The organism is Clostridium sp. (genome assembly GCF_050717535.1).
GTDB lineage: Bacteria > Bacillota > Clostridia > Clostridiales > Clostridiaceae > Clostridium_AD.
Genome location: NZ_JBOITM010000003.1, coordinates 1 through 17,820 on the forward strand (window position 1 = coordinate 1; position 17,820 = coordinate 17,820).

General features: G+C 30.2%; 15 protein-coding genes and 2 other annotated features. Of the genes, 10 read left to right on the top strand and 5 right to left on the bottom strand.

Annotation, left to right across the window (positions count from 1 at the left end; all coding sequences use genetic code 11):
* Positions 1-197: 197 nt before the first annotated feature.
* Entirely contained in the window at positions 198-353 is a 156-nt protein-coding gene (locus tag ACREVU_RS00635) for a hypothetical protein (RefSeq protein ID WP_431549704.1), read from the bottom strand.
* A gap of 309 nt (positions 354-662) precedes the next feature.
* Here ACREVU_RS00635 and ACREVU_RS00640 point away from each other — a divergent pair, with 309 nt between their 5' ends.
* The gene (locus ACREVU_RS00640; protein ID WP_431549705.1) at positions 663-1,208 is read left to right on the top strand and encodes an ECF transporter S component; all 546 of its coding nucleotides are present in this window, start codon (positions 663-665) and stop codon (positions 1,206-1,208) included.
* A gap of 60 nt (positions 1,209-1,268) precedes the next feature.
* Here ACREVU_RS00640 and ACREVU_RS00645 read toward each other — a convergent pair whose 3' ends face one another.
* A complete protein-coding gene (locus tag ACREVU_RS00645; RefSeq protein ID WP_431549706.1) occupies positions 1,269-2,366 on the bottom strand; it encodes a GerAB/ArcD/ProY family transporter in 1,098 nt (365 codons plus the stop codon).
* A gap of 151 nt (positions 2,367-2,517) precedes the next feature.
* On the opposite strand from ACREVU_RS00645, the gene ACREVU_RS00650 reads away from it, so the two are divergent.
* From ACREVU_RS00650 to ACREVU_RS00685, 8 genes are all read left to right on the top strand, one after another.
* Positions 2,518-3,930, top strand: coding sequence for a spore germination protein (locus ACREVU_RS00650; protein ID WP_431549707.1), 1,413 nt, complete (start codon positions 2,518-2,520; stop codon positions 3,928-3,930).
* On the top strand, positions 3,917-5,035 hold the full coding sequence (locus ACREVU_RS00655) for a Ger(x)C family spore germination protein (RefSeq protein ID WP_431549708.1): 1,119 nt from the start codon (positions 3,917-3,919) through the stop codon (positions 5,033-5,035). The genes ACREVU_RS00650 and ACREVU_RS00655 overlap by 14 nt, the downstream gene beginning before the upstream one ends.
* Positions 5,036-5,235: 200 nt before the next feature.
* Positions 5,236-6,381, top strand: a complete 1,146-nt coding sequence (locus ACREVU_RS00660) for an AlbA family DNA-binding domain-containing protein (RefSeq protein WP_431549709.1) — start codon at positions 5,236-5,238, stop codon at positions 6,379-6,381.
* Between the two features lie 117 nt (positions 6,382-6,498).
* The gene (locus ACREVU_RS00665) at positions 6,499-6,909 is read left to right on the top strand and encodes a hypothetical protein (RefSeq protein WP_431549710.1); all 411 of its coding nucleotides are present in this window, start codon (positions 6,499-6,501) and stop codon (positions 6,907-6,909) included.
* Positions 6,910-7,153: 244 nt separating this feature from the next.
* Positions 7,154-7,371, top strand: a binding site (T-box leader).
* 60 nt (positions 7,372-7,431) lie between these two features.
* Positions 7,432-8,652: a tyrosine--tRNA ligase gene (gene tyrS, locus ACREVU_RS00670; protein WP_431549711.1), complete on the top strand. Its 1,221-nt coding sequence runs from the start codon at positions 7,432-7,434 to the stop codon at positions 8,650-8,652.
* Positions 8,653-8,819: 167 nt separating this feature from the next.
* Complete coding sequence (locus ACREVU_RS00675) at positions 8,820-10,985, top strand: hypothetical protein (RefSeq protein WP_431549712.1); 2,166 nt, start codon at positions 8,820-8,822, stop codon at positions 10,983-10,985.
* Between the two features lie 148 nt (positions 10,986-11,133).
* Positions 11,134-11,400 (top strand): EscU/YscU/HrcU family type III secretion system export apparatus switch protein, encoded by a 267-nt coding sequence (locus tag ACREVU_RS00680; RefSeq protein WP_431549713.1) that lies wholly within the window; start codon positions 11,134-11,136, stop codon positions 11,398-11,400.
* Positions 11,401-11,456: 56 nt separating this feature from the next.
* Positions 11,457-12,146 (top strand): metallophosphoesterase, encoded by a 690-nt coding sequence (locus tag ACREVU_RS00685; RefSeq protein WP_431549714.1) that lies wholly within the window; start codon positions 11,457-11,459, stop codon positions 12,144-12,146.
* 338 nt (positions 12,147-12,484) lie between these two features.
* Here the strand turns inward: ACREVU_RS00685 and ACREVU_RS00690 are convergent, their stop codons facing one another.
* Positions 12,485-13,282 (bottom strand): DUF2225 domain-containing protein, encoded by a 798-nt coding sequence (locus tag ACREVU_RS00690; RefSeq protein ID WP_431549715.1) that lies wholly within the window; start codon positions 13,280-13,282, stop codon positions 12,485-12,487.
* A gap of 219 nt (positions 13,283-13,501) precedes the next feature.
* On the opposite strand from ACREVU_RS00690, the gene yjbM reads away from it, so the two are divergent.
* The gene (gene yjbM, locus ACREVU_RS00695) at positions 13,502-14,296 is read left to right on the top strand and encodes a GTP diphosphokinase (RefSeq protein WP_431549716.1); all 795 of its coding nucleotides are present in this window, start codon (positions 13,502-13,504) and stop codon (positions 14,294-14,296) included.
* A gap of 110 nt (positions 14,297-14,406) precedes the next feature.
* Here the strand turns inward: yjbM and leuS are convergent, their stop codons facing one another.
* Together leuS and ACREVU_RS00705 are read right to left on the bottom strand one after the other, a co-directional pair.
* Complete coding sequence (leuS, locus tag ACREVU_RS00700) at positions 14,407-16,869, bottom strand: leucine--tRNA ligase (protein ID WP_431549717.1); 2,463 nt, start codon at positions 16,867-16,869, stop codon at positions 14,407-14,409.
* Positions 16,870-16,922: 53 nt separating this feature from the next.
* Positions 16,923-17,190, bottom strand: a binding site (T-box leader).
* A gap of 117 nt (positions 17,191-17,307) precedes the next feature.
* Positions 17,308-17,820, bottom strand: a complete 513-nt coding sequence (locus tag ACREVU_RS00705) for a hypothetical protein (RefSeq protein WP_431549718.1) — start codon at positions 17,818-17,820, stop codon at positions 17,308-17,310.

Consider the following 17,820-nt stretch of genomic DNA (forward strand, 5'->3'; position numbering starts at 1 on the left):
TAGTTTCTATATCTGAGACATATTTATTAAAACATTAATTTCTATTGAACCGCCGTGTACCGAACGGTATGCATGGTGGTGTGAGAGGTCGCTAAATAAATTAATTATTTAGCTCCTACTCGATTTAGAAAAAAAGGGACTATCTCAATAGAAATAACTTTCTATTTTGAGATAGTCTCTTTCTTTTATTTGATTTTTTACATGCTTTTTCTCCTGCTAGATAGCGCATCGATTACAAACACAATTGCAGCAACTATTAGTAGAATATTAATTAAATTTCCACCTATGATCAAAAGAATGACCATCAATCCAAATAATACTACAAAGCCACCTAACCAACGTAAAAAAGGCATATGCCTACCTCCATATATCAAAATATAAGTTTAACAGAAATTTAAAATCAGTTATAGCATATTAGCTACTTTAGTGGATAAAGCTAGATTAGTAACTAAAATCATATTAAAAATAAATCCAGAAAAGTACCTTATATATATGAATACTAAATATAGTATGTATTATTTTAGCTAGGTATATGCAAAATATATATGGTAAAATATTATAAAAAGTGTATGCATACATTTGAAAAAGTAATTATTCTTGTATATAATGATATCATAACAACGTTGTAGGATATATTCTGATTAAATTATAGGGGGAAAAGTATGGAAAATAGAGTATCATCAATTAAAACAATAGATATAGTACAAATTAGTTTAATGGCGGCTATTACATTTATAGCTACTTCAGTTATACATATACCCACTTTTATGGGAGTACTTCATTTGGGAGACAGCATGATTTTTTTATCGGCTATATTATTTGGAAGAAAAAAATCAGCCATTTCATCTGCTGTTGGTATGTGTTTATTTGATTTAATGACTGGATATACCATGTGGGCACCATTTACTTTTGTTATTAAAGGTGTGATGGGGTATATTGCTGGCAGTATTGCTTATAGGAAAAATTATGAGGGAAATAATTTTTCCAATAATATCTTTGCCTTTGCTATGGCAGGAATTTGGATGATTGTTGCATATTATATAGGTGGAGCTGTTATACTAACATTTATTTCTAAAGATTTCGCACTTAATAAAGCATTAATTATTTCTTTAAAGGACATACCTACTAACATTCTTCAAGTAGTGGGTGGTATTATTTTAGCATTTCCACTAATAACAGCTTTAAAAACAAAAATCAGTAGATCATAATGAATTTATAAGGAGCTATCTCGATATAGAAAATGAATTTTATATCGAGATAGCTCCTTTTTATAGTTTAGTCCTGTGATTACGTGTATTTATTTTTTTGATTTTAAAATGAAATATACTAAAAACTATTGTTGGAATTAGTATGAAATTTAGTAGGTTGAAATAGGTGTAAAGATTTAAAAATTTATATAAAAGTAATACTTTAGCGGAAATGAAATAAGAAACTATGAATACAAATAAAGTTATAATATATATCCAGTATTTATTAAAGATAGATAGCTTTTTAAATAAAATTACTATAGCATATAGCGTTAATATATATTTTATAAACCACCCGCCTACCATTTGAAGCATTACAAAAAATTCTCCACCCTCTAAAAAACTGAAATAACTAACTAATTGAGTTTGTATGAGTTTAGGATAGTTAATACTTACTGCTCTAACTATGCCAAAGGTAGTTAAAATACCAATGGTTGCAACTATCTCCATTTGTATAACAATTAATAATGCAATAAAGCAATGTTTTGTGATTTTTGACTTATTAGCTACTCTAGATAAGAATGGAATACAAATACCTATGCCACCATAGCAACCAAGTGCTTTTATTATAGATAAGATAAAGGAGGGGGTGACTCCATCAGCCATTATAGGAAGTAGATAATTAAGGTTTTTATACTTAGCAGTAAGAACTGATAGGTTTATACCTGCCACCATAATAAGGCTTATTCCTATAATAGTAACTATTATTATTGCCCTAGTGCCTTTTTTTGTAATATAAATGCCGGGTATCAATATAAACAAAAGAAAAAACCAAGGTGGAGTATCTGATAGCATATTTAGATGCAGGGCATTTGCTTCTACTGAAGAACTTTCTATAAGGCTGACAATTAAGGTTATAATAAATAGAATTAAAAATATATTTCCTATGGATTTACCTAAAGCTTTATGATATATTTCATCCATATTATAGCAATTGGTTCTTTTACAAACGAAAAGTATATAAGCAAAAAATAGAAATAAAAGAATAGAGGCAATAATAACTGAAATCCAAGAATCTCTACCTCCTTGTATAATGAATACATTGGGGTAAGTTTTCATTGCTATAATGCAAGTGCCCCAAATTATGAACATTAAGTGTTTTGTATTTAGCTTATCCATTTTGCCTCCTGTTAATATTCGGGTTCTCATTTTAACGTGATTTTCGATCATAGTGTTGTGATTGAAAACAAAATTTTCAATATGTTAGTAGTATTTACCAATTTCAGAATATTAATCTTTAATATTACAAATAATAAATTGGGTGATTAAAATGGAGAAAATAAATATAAATTATATTAAAGACAAATTGAAAAATAGTTACGATGTAAAGTATAAGGAGATAGAGTGCCAATTAGGAATAATATTTGGTGTATTTATTGACGATATGTGTGATTCTAAATTTATTAGTGAATATATATTTAACCCTTTAATTCAAAATAACATAGTAACTATGGATTTGAATTATATAAAAAAAGAAATATTACCAGCTAATAGCATGGGCGATATAAATAGTAATGATGAGGCTATATATCATATTTTGTCTGGGGACGTAGTGCTTATATTTCCTTTTGCAAACTGTGCAATTTATTGTGAGGCAAAGGGATATGTGAGGCGTGGTGTTGGGATTCCTGTTACAGAAAATGTTATTAAAGGACCAAGAGAAGGATTTACAGAGGCATTTGTAGACAATGTATCACTGATAAGAAGAAAAATAAAAAACCCAGACTTGAAATTCGAGACTATTATCTTGGGGAATAAATCTAACACAGTAGTTGTCATATCCTATATAGAAGGGGTAGCTCCGAAGAAACTGGTGGATTATATAAGAAAAAAGGTGTCCAATATAAAATTAGAGTTTGTATTAGACACAAATTATATTGAGGAACAATTGAAAAATAAGAACACAGCTTTTGATACGATTGGAACTACAGAAAAACCAGATGTAGCATCATCAAAGCTATTAGAAGGTAAAATAGCAATAATTGTAGATGGCACACCTTTTGTAATTACAGCACCATATTTCTTCCTGGATAATTTTCAAGCACCAGATGATTATTATTCTAATGTGTACTTTGCAAATTTATCAAGAATTATTAGAGTGATTAGTTTCCTTATAGCTTCCTTGTTGTCAGGGGTGTATTTGGCTATTGCTTGCTTTCACTTTTCACTTATTCCTACGGTGTTTGCTGTAAAATTTACAATATCGAGAGCAGGTGTTCCTCTACCTACGGTTGTAGAGTTATTACTAATGAATTTTTTCTTCCAATTACTTAGAGAGGCGGGAATAAGACTGCCACAGTCCATAGGTCAGTCAATGAGTATTGTTGGTGCTTTAATTCTAGGAGATGCTGCGGTTGGAGTGGGTCTGGCATCACAAAGTACAGTTGTAATAGTGGCGCTTTCTTCTATATCTTCTTTTTTAGTTCCCAAACTTTATGGCGCACTAAGTATATGGAACATAATTATTATCTTGTTTTCTTCAGTGCTAGGGCTGCCAGGATTTTATATTGGTTTCTTTATATTTATCTCACATCTGGCGGGCCTTGAAAGTTGTGGCTATCCATATTTATTCCCTTTAGGGACACTAGAAACTTTTAAATTTAAGGATATACTATATAGAAAAAATCTTAGCGAGATATCTAATAGTATATTTGATAAGGGTGATTCTAATGAAAAAGTATAGAAAGATATTGATTATAGGCTTAATAATAATGAACTGCTTTAGTATGTCATCGTGTTTTAGTTATAGGGATATTAATAAAGTCTTGTTTATTACAGCAGTAATAGTAGATGTAGATAATACGGGTAATCCTATAATATATGGTGAAGCCCTTAAGGGGCTAAGAGGAGTAGCACCTCAAGGGATGGATGAAAGAATTTTATTTAAAGGAACTGGAAAAACAATGTTTGAAGCCGTCAGAAATATGAATGCTACTTCTAGTTATAAACTGAATTATACACAAAATAAAGCCATAATATTTACTCAAAAGGCTGCAGAACTAGGCCTTGATAATTTTATAGATTTTTTGGATCGTGATCAGGAACTTCTTATAAGGCCTTATATTGCAGTATATAAGGGGGATCCAGAGAAACTTATAAAGTTAAATATTGCTCAAGAAAAATATATTGGATTATTTCTAGTGCAACTTATAGAAAATATAGGAGCATCGTCAAGAGCTGTAGAACTAGACTTAAACGAGTTTTATAATCAAAGGAATGTTGGGGATAAAACAAACGTAATAACAATAATAGATATCACAAAGGATTCCTTAGAGCCTAAATTAGAGGTTAATGGTGGAGCAGTGATTAAAGATGATAAAATGGTAAGTGTATTATCAAGAGATGAAGGTCAAGGGTTTAACTTTTTAATGAATACTATTTTAGGTGGTACTTTAGAAATAACTAATCCCTGCGATATTAATAAATTTGTAACCTTAGAAATTAAAAAAAGTAAAACTACTACAAAAGTAAGCTATTATGACAATATTGTTCACTTAAAAAAGAAAATTGTGGTCAAGGTAGATTTTGGAGATGCTCAAAAGTGTATTTCACTTACGGATGAAAATATTAGTAAAATCCAACAAACATCAGAAAAAAATATTTTAAAAGCTTGTAATGATGTATTTCAAAAATATAAGGGTATGGAAGTAGACATTTTTGATATATGCGAAGAGTTTAATCGTAAATATCCAAAGATAAAAATTGAAAATATAATTAGTAAGACGGATATAGAGGTGGAGGCTGAGGTACATATAATGAATACAGGTGATGTTAAAAACTTTAATTAAAAATCCTTTAAGCAATGGTTTGCATTAACTATAAAACAAGCTAGGAAATCATGAGATTTAGTTGTATACTAATTATAAGATAATTGAGTTATAATACTTTGAGCTATAAGGAATGTTAAATTTATAAAATATAATTAATTCTGAAACATTGTATAACTTTAAACATAGTATATTATTATAGTGCGGTTGGGGTGGAATCTATGGATGCGAAAAAAATTAGCATATTACTTAAGAGGGAAGAAGGTACAAAATTAGATTTTAAGTTAAAAATTGATATATTATTTGAAAGTGGTAAAAAAGAATTAGCTAAAGATGTATGTGCTATAGCTAATTCTCGAGGGGGAAGAGGATACATTGTTATTGGGGTGGAAGATAAAACTAAAAGAGTTGTTGGCATTAATGCAGATGAATTTATGGAAGAGCAGTTTCAACAAATTATAAGTTCAAGATGTGAGCCACCTATTCCAATATCCTTAGATTTTGTAATATACCAAAGCAAAAGATTGGCAATTATAACTATATACGATGGTGGCCAGAAGCCTTATCAATTAAGGGAAAATGGTGCTTTTTATATTAGGCGAGGTTCTACAACAGATACTATGCGAAAAGATGAATTGATTTCTTGTTTACAAGAGAATCTCAGCCTTAATATTGAGACCATGCCTCTTATAAATAGTGATATTAATAGTTTGGATCTTAGTATTGTTAATAAATACTTTTTAAATAAGGGAATTGTAGTTGACGACACCAATAGATTATCATTCATGGATAATACGGGAATAACCTTTGTTGAGAGGGATTATAATAAGAGAGTTGTGACACTAGGTGGGTTATTAGTATTTTCTCAAATTAATAGTATTTATATACCTCATAATATGATTAAAATAGTAAATAAAGTTAATAATAAAATTGATGAGGTTATTATTGTACAAGGAAGCCTATTAGATATTTTAGATAGAGTAGAAGAATTGTTTAAAAGTATATTTCCGATTAATTATCCAATAGTAGCCGTACATGAAGCAGTAAAAAATGCAATACTTTATAGAGATTATACTATTTTTTATAAGGAAATTGAAATAGCTATAAACTACAATAGTGTGAGTGTGATTAGTCCAGGAAATCTATTATTTTCAACTAAAATTAATGCCCATAATTACTCGAAAAGAAATATGTGGATATATGATAAGTTAATTGCCTTAGATGATAAAAAAAGATTTGTAAAATCGGGAAAAGGTTTTGCACGAATGAAAAAGGCTTTTATAAAATACGGAAAAGTAATATATGTGGATTCAAAGGAGGACAATAGTTTTAAAGTTATTTTTCCAGGAATTAAAAATTTTATTTAGTAACTATAATATTGCAAAAATATTCTGAATATTATATAATGTATATAACTATATTGCGCACTGTGAAGACCTGTTTAATAATTATCTGTTAAGTTTAGATAAATAGGAGGGGTTAACATGATTCATGTATTTTGCGGTAGAAAAGGTTCAGGTAAAACTAAGGCACTGATTAAATTAGCTAATGAAAAGGTTGATGAAGTCAAAGGAAACATAGTTTATATTGATGATGACACTAAAGCTGCACTGCAATTGAATAGAAAAATGAGATTTGTAGCTACAAATGAGTTTAACTTAAAAAGTCATAATGATTTTTATGGTTTTTTGTGCGGTATGCTTTCAAGAGATTACGATATTGATACCATTTTTGTTGATGGTGTATTTAATATTGTGGATGATAAACTTGAGCATACGGCACAATTGTTTTCTAAAATGCAATCCTTAGCTGAAAAATACAATGTGGAATTCTATGTGAATGTTAGTTGCGAATACACTAACCCGCCAGCATTTTTAAAAGACTATATCGCATAAAGATGTGAAATAGATTTGAATACTAGGCACATGAGAATAAGCTAGAAGGATTATTCAATATTATTTGAATGTGCCTTAAGTATAATGAAGAGTCCGTAGAACTAGATTAATTGCAATTTGAGCAATTAGTTGCAAATTAGCATAAACAGCTAATAAATACTACATAAACGCAGTAAATGAAGTATTAGTTCACTTGATATACTTTAGATATACCATTACAATTAGAATAATGAAAAATTATATTTAAAAAGCTACGATAGAAAGAAGTAACTATAGGAATTATTAAGAGAGCTAGTGGTAGGTGTGAACTAGTTAATGAACATAGTGAAATACATTCTGGAGCTTCAAGCTGAAATAAAATTATTTTTAGATTAGGCTGAGACGGGTTGACCTTACGTTATAAGGAATGAGCGGATTGTTAAATCAATTTGGGTGGTACCACGGAATTATTTCGTCCCTTTCATAGGGGCGTTTTTTTATTTCCCAAAAATAATAGAAAATCAATATTAGGAGGAATAATTTATGACGAATGTATATGATACACTGGTAGAGCGAGGATACATTAAACAAGTTACTCACGAGGAGGAAATGAAGAAAATATTTGAAACTGAAAAGGTTACTTTTTATATTGGGTTTGACCCAACAGCTGATAGTCTACACATTGGCCATTTTATTGCTATGATGTTTATGGCTCATATGCAAAGAGCTGGTCATAGACCTATAGCCTTAGTTGGTGGTGGAACTGCAATGATAGGCGATCCATCTGGTAAAACAGATATGAGAAAGATGTTATCAAAGGAAGAAATTGATTACAATATATCTTGCATAAAAACTCAGCTTTCAAAACTTATAGATTTTAGTGATGGTAAAGCAATACTGGAAAACAATGCAGATTGGCTTTTAAATTTAAATTATGTAGATTTTATAAGAGATATAGGAGTACATTTTTCAGTAAATAAAATGTTAACTGCTGAGTGTTTTAAACAAAGATTAGAAAAAGGCTTATCCTTCTTTGAGTTTAACTACATGCTTATGCAAGGATATGATTTTTTAGTTTTAAATAAAAAACATGGATGCACTATGCAGTTAGGTGGAGACGATCAATGGTCTAACATAATTGCTGGCATGGAATTAATTAGAAAAAAAGAAGGAAAAGCTGCTTATGGAATGACTTGTGCGCTACTTACCAATAGTGAAGGCAAGAAGATGGGTAAAACAGAAAATGGTGCATTATGGCTTGATGCTAATAAAACATCGCCTTATGATTTCTACCAGTACTGGAGAAATGTTGAAGACTCTGATGTAGAAAAATGTTTAGCATTACTCACTTTTCTGCCAATGGATGAAGTTAGGCGTCTAGGTGCACTAAAGGATGAAAAAATTAACCAGGCTAAAAAGGTTTTAGCTTTTGAGGTTACAAAACTTATTCATGGAGAAGAAGAAGCTATAAAGGCTCAGAGCGCTGCAGAGGCATTATTTGGTGGTGGAACTAATATGAGTAACGTGCCTACAGTATCTATACCAGTAAACATGAAGAATGCAGGATTAATGGATATATTAGTCTACACTGATATAACTGCATCAAAAGCGGAAGCTAGAAGATTAATTGAGCAGGGCGGCTTAACTATTGGAGATAAAAAGATTGAAGATAAAAATGAAACACTAATAGATTCAGATTTTAAAAATGGTAATGTACTTATTAAAAAAGGAAAGAAAAAATATTATTCTTTAATAATAGAATAGCAATGTTTTAAAATAGCAAAGCTAAAGTTAATATTTTAGCTTTGTTATTTTTTTAAAAAACACTTAAAATTATTAACCCTGCCCTTTAAAAAAGAAAGTTTTATACGATAATTAAGTATTGATAACTTTTATGGAGGTTATTATGGCAAACCTATGGGAGGTGGCTTATGTCAACAATCAATAATGTTGCAATATTACAGAATCCACAAGCTAAAAAATCTTTTAGTAAAATATCCTTTGAACCTGGAGAAAAGTTCAATGCAAGAATAGTAAGTATGGATTCCCAAACGGGAGAGGTTAATTTAAAGTTAGCGGATGGATGGCAGTTTTCTGCAAAGATTGATAAGCCACTGGAACAGGGTACCAGTGGTAGTGTGTTAAAATTTGAAGTAGAAGGGTTTGAAGATGATAAGCTTAAAATAAAATTAGTATATGAAGATAAAGAAGGTAAAACTGCCACCAATGATGTAATAGGAGACTTCATTAAGGGTAAGACCTTAAGTAGTGAGAAAGCAGATGCCTTAATATTTGAAAAAATGATAAAACATGATATGCCACTAACTAAAGATAATATAGCTTCCATAAAAAATTTAGTTGATTTTAGAGAGAAAATATCTTTGAATTCTAATAAAGAAGAAATATTTATTGCTAAATATCTTAATAGTAGAGGTATTGATCCTCAAAGTGAAAAAGCTAATGAAATGACAAAAACTTTAAAAAATTTTTTTCAAGCCTTAAAAAATCTAAATGTTGATGAGATATTATTATTTAAAGAAAATAATATAGAGCTTACTAAAGGAAATTTAGAAAGCTTTATAAAGTTGTTTAAAGGTAGCTCAGCTGTATATAATAATTTAAAAGATATTAGTAACTATCTTTTAAATAGTGATACAACTAAAAATTTGCAGAAAAATTCAATAGTCATGGACGAAAATAGTTTTACCGCAATAGATCAAAATAATGAAGGGTTAAATAATGTGGAACTTAAAAATAGCAATATAAAAGGAGTGGCTAATTTAATAAATAATGAGTTAAAGGATTTAGACATAAACTATAGGGTCTTAAACTCCACGATTAAAAGTTTAGGTTTAGATAAAGGTTTAGGTTTAGATAAAAGTTTAGGTTTAGATAAAAGTTTAGGTTTAGATAAAAGTTTAGGTTTAGATAAAAGTTTAGGTTTAGATAAAAGTTTAAGCTTAGATAAAAATTTAGGCTTAGATAAAAGTTTAGATTTAGGTAAAAGTTTAAACATGGATGAAAATTTACAACCCAATAAAAATTTGGAATTAGATGTGGATTTAGAGACAAATAAAAATTTGAAATTGGATAAAGATTTGGAGCCAGATAAAAATATACAATTAGATAAAAATTTAGCAACAGATAAAAATTTAAATGCAGAAAATAACAGTGAGCATAGTAGTGCAATAAAGGTTTTGGTGGATAAAATTTTTAAGATGGATGGAATATCCTTAAATCCAGATAGCTATATTAAATTAATAGAAAATTTGGAAATCAAGTTAAATACAAAACAGGCCGAGGCTAGCAATGTTAACTTAGAGCATACGGTGCAAAGCGAAGAATTGCCTTTAAACATGCTAAAAAATGATAAGGTTAATCAAGTTGAAGTAAATAGTAAAAGACCTAGTAATACTAAGGCTAATGCGTATGGAAAAAATAATTCACTTAATGAAATTATAAATATGATAAAAAAGGAATTGAATATTTCAGAGGTAAATAAGGGAATTATAAATAATGTGGAAGAGGATATAGAAAAGATAACTACAGATATTCTCATTAAAGAGCAAATTAAATTAAAAACAGATGAGATTAAAGGTATAATTAAAGATGTTATCGAAAATAAGCTTAATCTAAAGCCAGAGACTTATGACAAGGTTATGGATTTATTCCACGAAAAACTTAATGATTTTAAAATGTTTAATTCTATTTCAGAGCAATATTATTATTTAGATTTGCCTATAAATGTTAAAGAAGATGAATATCAATTGAAGCTTATTATTAAAGATGATAGAAAAAAGAATAAAAAAATTGATAGTAAGAATGTGAAAATTGCTACTAGTGTCAAAACTATTAATATGGGGACTGTAGATACATATATTAAAATTAATAGTAATAATATGAATATTGATATTAATTGTGATAAGTCTTGGGTTAAAGTTTTAGAACTTGGCAAACAGAAATTAATTATGGAACTATCTAATCTGAATTATAGAGTTAGTATTGATGTTAATAAAAAGGCTAAAGAGTTTACATTATCAAATTGCGGAGAATTTTTTGATGATAGAAGTTTTAATACAATCAATATAAAGGTATAATAGTATGGAGGTATAATTTCTGGCAAGAAGTTGTGACTAACTTATTTAAAAACTACTATTTTAAAATATAAGAAGGAGGTAGGTTGGATTTGAGTGCTTATGGCACTCCTCTCATGGTTAAAATCACGAGTGTTCAGCCATAAAAACCATGAAAAAGGTAAAGAAGGCTGTTGCTATAAAATATGAACAAGGATATGACGTGCCTATTGTAACTGCAGCAGGAATGGGCTACATTGCAGACAAAATTATGAAGAAGGCTGAGGAGAGTAAGGTGGCCATAGTGAAAAATGAGGAATTGGCTAATATACTATTGAATATTGATATAGGATCAGAAATCCCTTTCGAATTATATGATGCAATAGCAAAGGTCATTGCCTATGTAATGGATATAGATGCCTTGATGAAAAAAGACTGAAAGACAATTGAAAATTATAATTAATAAAAACATACTAATTGATAAGGAGGTACATTATGGCATTGTGGGCAATATCTGATCTTCATTTAGCCATAAATTCAGATAAACCCATGGATATATTTGGAGAAAAATGGGAGAACCATCATGAGAAAATAAAAGAAAATTGGCTGAAAAAGGTTTCTACTAATGATACAGTATTAATTGCAGGGGATATTTCATGGTCTATGAATATTTCCGAGGGAGGGTCGGATTTGGAATGGGTTCATAATCTGCCCGGTAAAAAGATACTTATTAAAGGAAATCACGACTATTGGTGGGGCAGTATTACCAAGCTGAATTCTCTTTATGAAGACATGGATTTTATTCAAAATAACTTTTTTAATTATAAAGATTTTGCTATATGCGGAACTAGGGGTTGGAATTGCCCAGGATCTGCAAGATTTACAGAGCATGATGAAAAAATATATAATAGAGAGTTAATAAGGCTAAGAATTTCATTAGATGAGGCAGTGAAGAAGGGATATAACAAGTTTATTGTAATGCTTCATTATCCACCCACTAATGATAAGTTCGAGGAGACTAAACTTATAAGCATAATAAAAGAATATAATGTATCAAAGGTCATATATGGACATTTGCATGGTCCATCTTTAAATAGATTATATGAAGGAAATATAGAGGGTGTAGAGTATATAGTAACTTCTTGTGATTATTTGGATTTTGATCCACTAAAAATATTAGAATAGCACAAAAGGTTAATTAACTGTGGATAAGTGTGACTATTAAATTTATTTATGTGGATAACATTTATACTCGACTGTAGGGAGAATTCGTTCTTTACACGGTAAAGAAAGTATATATTACGTAAACTTCATTTGAGCGAGCTCTAGTAATTCTTAAATGATTTTAATGGGAGATGCGCTCAGAAAAGTGCATGTTTGAGCACATAACAATTGAGAATTGTTGTGTGCCCATGAGGAATACTAAGGGGATAGCGAGTTTGCAATTTTTAGCATCTTTCATTAAAATCAGTTTAGAATTACTTAGCGCAGCGAACAGAAGTTGTAGTAATATATACTTTTTTTTATTTGAATATTTTAGAAAAGAATCGTGATTTCTTAGTTGGTTTTATTGTCTCAAAGTTCTCTGTAGAAGCATCGCTAAGATTAGCAGAAGTAGTTACTAATACGGATTCTTCTTTAATTAAGTCTTTCATATCTCGTGCAAGTTCTTTTAAACTCTGTTTTACATTAGGTGTTGTTATAACATTACTAAACCAGATTAGTGAATTTTCAGTATTACCTAAACGTCTATTTAATTCTCCAATAAGATACATAACACTGTATTTATCCATGCCATATATGGGGAAGTCTTCTGAGTAATATGCGTCACTTAGCCCTTCTAAGGCCTGCTTTAAAAATATAGGCTCCATTTCCTGGGACTCATCAGTGTCTAAAAGCCTGTACATCCAGGCTAGTTTAAGGCAGTTTATTGCCTTCTTACTTGATTTTGAATTAATTGTTATGTAATTTAAGAGGGATAGCTTGTACCTTTCAATAGCAACAGATACACTATAAACTTCTGGATAGACTCTTCCCTTCCATTTTGGAGATATAGACTTTTGTATTTGTTCTATTTCCATACTTCTTAAAGTAGGGAAATCTGATTTCATAGCTGAATATCCGCAAGAATTGCAAACCCAAACATCATAGAAATAGGGATTAATTAGTGAATATCTAATGAAAAAGTCACTATCTTTTTTTATCATCCGATAAGCCGATGATTTTACTGTACTAGCTTTAAAAACATTGTTACATACAGGACATGTAACTTTTTTACTATATAAAAGAGACTTTCCTGTGTTATCTTTATTCTTTTCCATTTAATCACCCCAAAATAAAATTTAATGTGGTAGCACTAGGCTATATTAATTGGTACATTTTTCTAAAATAATTGCTTTTATGTTAATTTAGTAGTAAATTAATTATAACAGAAAATTAATTATAATTGAAATTTAATAAAATATTTTTATTATAAACCATAACTCTAAAATTTGATATGTTAATGGAAAGCATGAAATACTATGTAAAGGACTGATTATATGGCAATAAGAGAGTGGAAAAAATTCTTAATCCCTTATGAACAAGCAGTAGAAGAGCTAAAAGTTAAATTTAAAAGTATTAGGCGGGAATATAGAGGTAAAAATGATTATTCACCTGTAGAGTTTGTTACAGGGAGGGTTAAAGAAATATCTAGTATTCTTGAGAAAGCTAACAAGTTCTCTATTCCTTTGGATAGAATCGAATTCGAAATGGAGGATATTACAGGGATAAGAATAATGTGTCAATTTGTTGATGACATTGATAAGGTGGTAAATTTAATTCGTGCAAGAAGTGATATGAAGATAGTTTATGAAAAAGATTATGTGGCAAATGTAAAAGAGAGTGGATATAGAAGTTATCACATGATTATAAAGTATCCTGTGAATTTAGTGGATGGTCAAACGGAAATACTAGCAGAATTTCAAATTAGAACCATGGCAATGAATTTTTGGGCTACTGTAGAGCATTCTTTAAATTATAAATATAAACATGATATACCAGAGTATATAAGAGAAAAACTTAAAAATGCCGCAGATGCTGCTTTTAAGTTAGATCAGCAGATGCTAGAAATTAAAGATGAGATTAAAGATGCACAAAAACTCTTTGAGGTTAAATCTAATTTGGTATCAGATATTATGAATAATATTCTTATGATTTCTTCTCTTGGAAAATTAATGGATGCAACTAGGTATAGAGAACAATTAAATAAGTTATTGGAAGAGGGAGAAGTTTTTGAGCTTAGTAGTCTCCTTAAAGCAACTCAAAAAACCCTAGATGTGTATGGGGTTTCATAATATAAAAACACTCAAAAATTAAAGAATGAGAGTAGATTGTCTTTAGCTAAGACTTTCTACTCTCATTTTCTAAGCTGCACAATAATTATTTTTATGGACCTAACAAAAGGTTAAGAAGCAACTATATTAACTAGTCTGCCCTTAATTACAATAACCTTTCTGACAGTCTTGCCTTCCAGGGAAGTGATTAATGCTTCATCCTTAAGAGCTGCTGCTTTTATACCTTCTTCATCTAAATCTGAAGCTATAGTTATTCTAGATTTAATTTTACCGTTTACTTGAATAGCTATCTCTATTTCATCTTTTATTAGAGCTTTAGCATCATATATAGGCCAACTTTGATTAAATATAGAGTAATCCATACCTAAGGTTTCCCACTTTTCTTCTGCAAAGTGAGGAGCAAAGGGAGCTATAAGTAAAAGATAATCTACTAGAACTTCTTTTAAGAAATTACTATTTACTGTTTCTTCATTAACATATTTTGATAGAGCATTTGTAAATTCCATAAGTCTTGCAATAGCAGTATTAAATTGAAGTTTTTCTGTATCTTCAGTAACACCTTTTATTGCAAAATTTCTCCAGTAGTTTAATTCTTTTTCAGCATCAGTGGAAGGAGAATCAGTATTGCTTTGTTTTAGCATTTCTTCAATACCGGTGTCGATGGCTCTTTCAATTCTATCCACGAATCTTCCAATGGCTTTTATACCATCATCACTCCAAGCACCACCATCAGTATAACCAAAACCAAACATTAGGTACATTCTAAATACATCTGCACCATACTCTTTTATATACTTATCTGGAGAAATGGTATTTCCCTTTGATTTACTCATTTTAAGGCCATCTTCTCCTAAAATTAAACCTTGGTGCGTAAGAGATAAGAAGGGCTCATCAAAGTTTAAATATCCCATATCACGAAGAGCTTTGGATATAAATCTTGAATAAAGCAGATGACCACATGCATGTTCAGGTCCACCTACATATTTGTCTACAGGAAGCATTTTATTTACTAAATCTGTATCAAAGATCTTTTCACTATTTTTGTTATCTACATATCTAAATTCGTAGAAAGAAGAACAAACGAAGGTATCTAGAGTATCAGCCTCACGATGAGCTGGAGCTCCACAAACCGGGCAAGGTACATTCATAAATTCTTTGCATTTAGCTAATGGAGATTCTCCATCTGGAGTAAATTCTACGTTATAAGGAAGCTCTACAGGTAGCTGATCCTCAGGAACAGGGACAGTTCCACATTTATCACAATGAATTATTGGAATAGGAGCGCCCCAATACCTTTGCCTTGAAACTAACCAATCACGAAGTCTAAAGTTTACTTTGCCTGAACCTAAGTTCATGCTTTCTAATTTTTTAACAATTGCTTCTTTTCCGTCTTCCGTAGATAAACCATCAAACTCACCACTATTTACCATTTTACCATGCTCAGTATATGGAAGGTTTTCTGGATGTTCAATTACACTCTTATAGCCAATAATTACCCTTTCAATAGGCAAATTGTATTTAGTAGCAAAGGCAAAATCTCTATCATCATGTGCAGGAACAGCCATTACTGCACCTGTTCCATAAGTGTTTAGAACATAGTCCGCAATCCAAATTGGAACTTTGCGCCCATTGATAGGATTAATAGCATAGGAACCAGTAAATACACCAGTTTTATCTCTTGATATAGATTGCCTTTCTATATCGGTTTGTTTTCTAGCTTCATATTTATAAGTTTCAACAGCCTCTTTGTATTCCTTCTTAGTGTAGATATCTACAAGATCATTTTCAGGGGCTATAACTACATACGTAACACCATATAGAGTATCAACTCTTGTAGTGAATACACTAAAGTCTACATCTGAATCTACTACCTTAAAAATGACGTCAGCACCAGTAGATTTACCTATCCAATGTTTTTGCATTGCTTTAGTTTTTTCAGGCCAATCCAAGGTATCAAGTTTTTCAAGTAGTTCCTCAGCATAATCAGTAATTTTTAAAAACCATTGAGTTAAATTCTTTTTAGTGACTTCAGTGCCACACCGCTCGCAAGAACCATCTGCGAGTACTTGTTCATTTGCAAGTACTGTATTGCAACTAGGACACCAATTTACAGGTGCTTTTTTTCTGTAAGCAAGACCTTTTTCAAAAAGTTTTAAGAATAACCATTGAGTCCATTTATAATAGTCTGGACGACAAGTTACTACTTCATGATCCCAATTAAACATAGCTCCCATAGCTTTTAATTGTTTTTCCATATTACTAATATTTTGATTTGTAGAATCCTTTGGATGTACACCTGTTTTTATTGCATAATTTTCCGCAGGTAGACCAAAAGCATCGAAGCCCATTGGCTGGAATACATTGTATCCCTGCATTTTCTTCATTCTAGCCCAAGTATCTACAGGACCATAGTTAAACCAGTGCCCAGCATGTAATTGGCTTCCAGATGGATAAGAGAACATTTCAAGTACATATAGTTTCTTATCGATTTTACTCTCATCAAATTTATATAAATTAGTTTCTTCCCATTTTTTTTGCCACTTTTCATCGATGATTGTACTGTATTTTGCCATTTAAATTCCTCCTCATATTATAAAGCAGAAAATAAAAAAAACCCTCATCTCAACAAAGAGACGAAAGTAAAATTCCGCGGTACCACTCTAATTAGGCATTACACCTCACTTACGAATATAACGGTTTTAACCGTACTTGTTTTACAAGTAAGCTCATACTTACAAGTAAGTCTTTACTTACAAATAAGCTCTTAGGTAAGTTCATTATTATATCATTACTGCTTTACACCTAAGGGTCACTCAAATAGTTATTTTCATGACCCTAACAGCAGCTCTCTTTTAAATGCTATAAATACTACTACTCCTAATCAAAGCAATTTATTATTTTTTGGTTTATTTAGTCTTTATTATTACTTATTATAATTTAAATAAAATTTTGTGTCAAGGAAATGCTTTATTCACAGTAAAACAAACAAGAAGTTATTATATTGGGCTATTTTAACCCAGTCTTTTTTTATCAAACTTTTTAAGAAGATTATTATTTGCATAGACGATAAAAATCGTAAGGGTATAATCGTATACTAGGAAGCTAAATTCCATAAAAAATATAAGCAAGTATATATTTACATTAGGGATTTTTAATAATAGCAATTTATATATAAATATAATTATAGCTGAACTCATATTAAAGTATAATAGCTTAAGTACAAATTCTATAGGAATATTTCTTAATTTTTCTATGAAATATTTTACAAAGCCATAGGATCCAAAAATTAGTATATAGGAAATAGCTATAAGCTTTGAAGGTATAATAAACAAACTAAGCATTGAAACAGCACCATATACTATGACAGTATTTTTTATTCCAGTAAGTAGAATGGAAAGTGGGATGATGCAAGAAGCTATGACTAATATAAATAATCTATTTGTTGGAAATACAGAAGAAAGATATAGTAATATCAAACTAAGGGCTGCGAATATGCCACCTTTAGCAATATTATTAGACTTCAT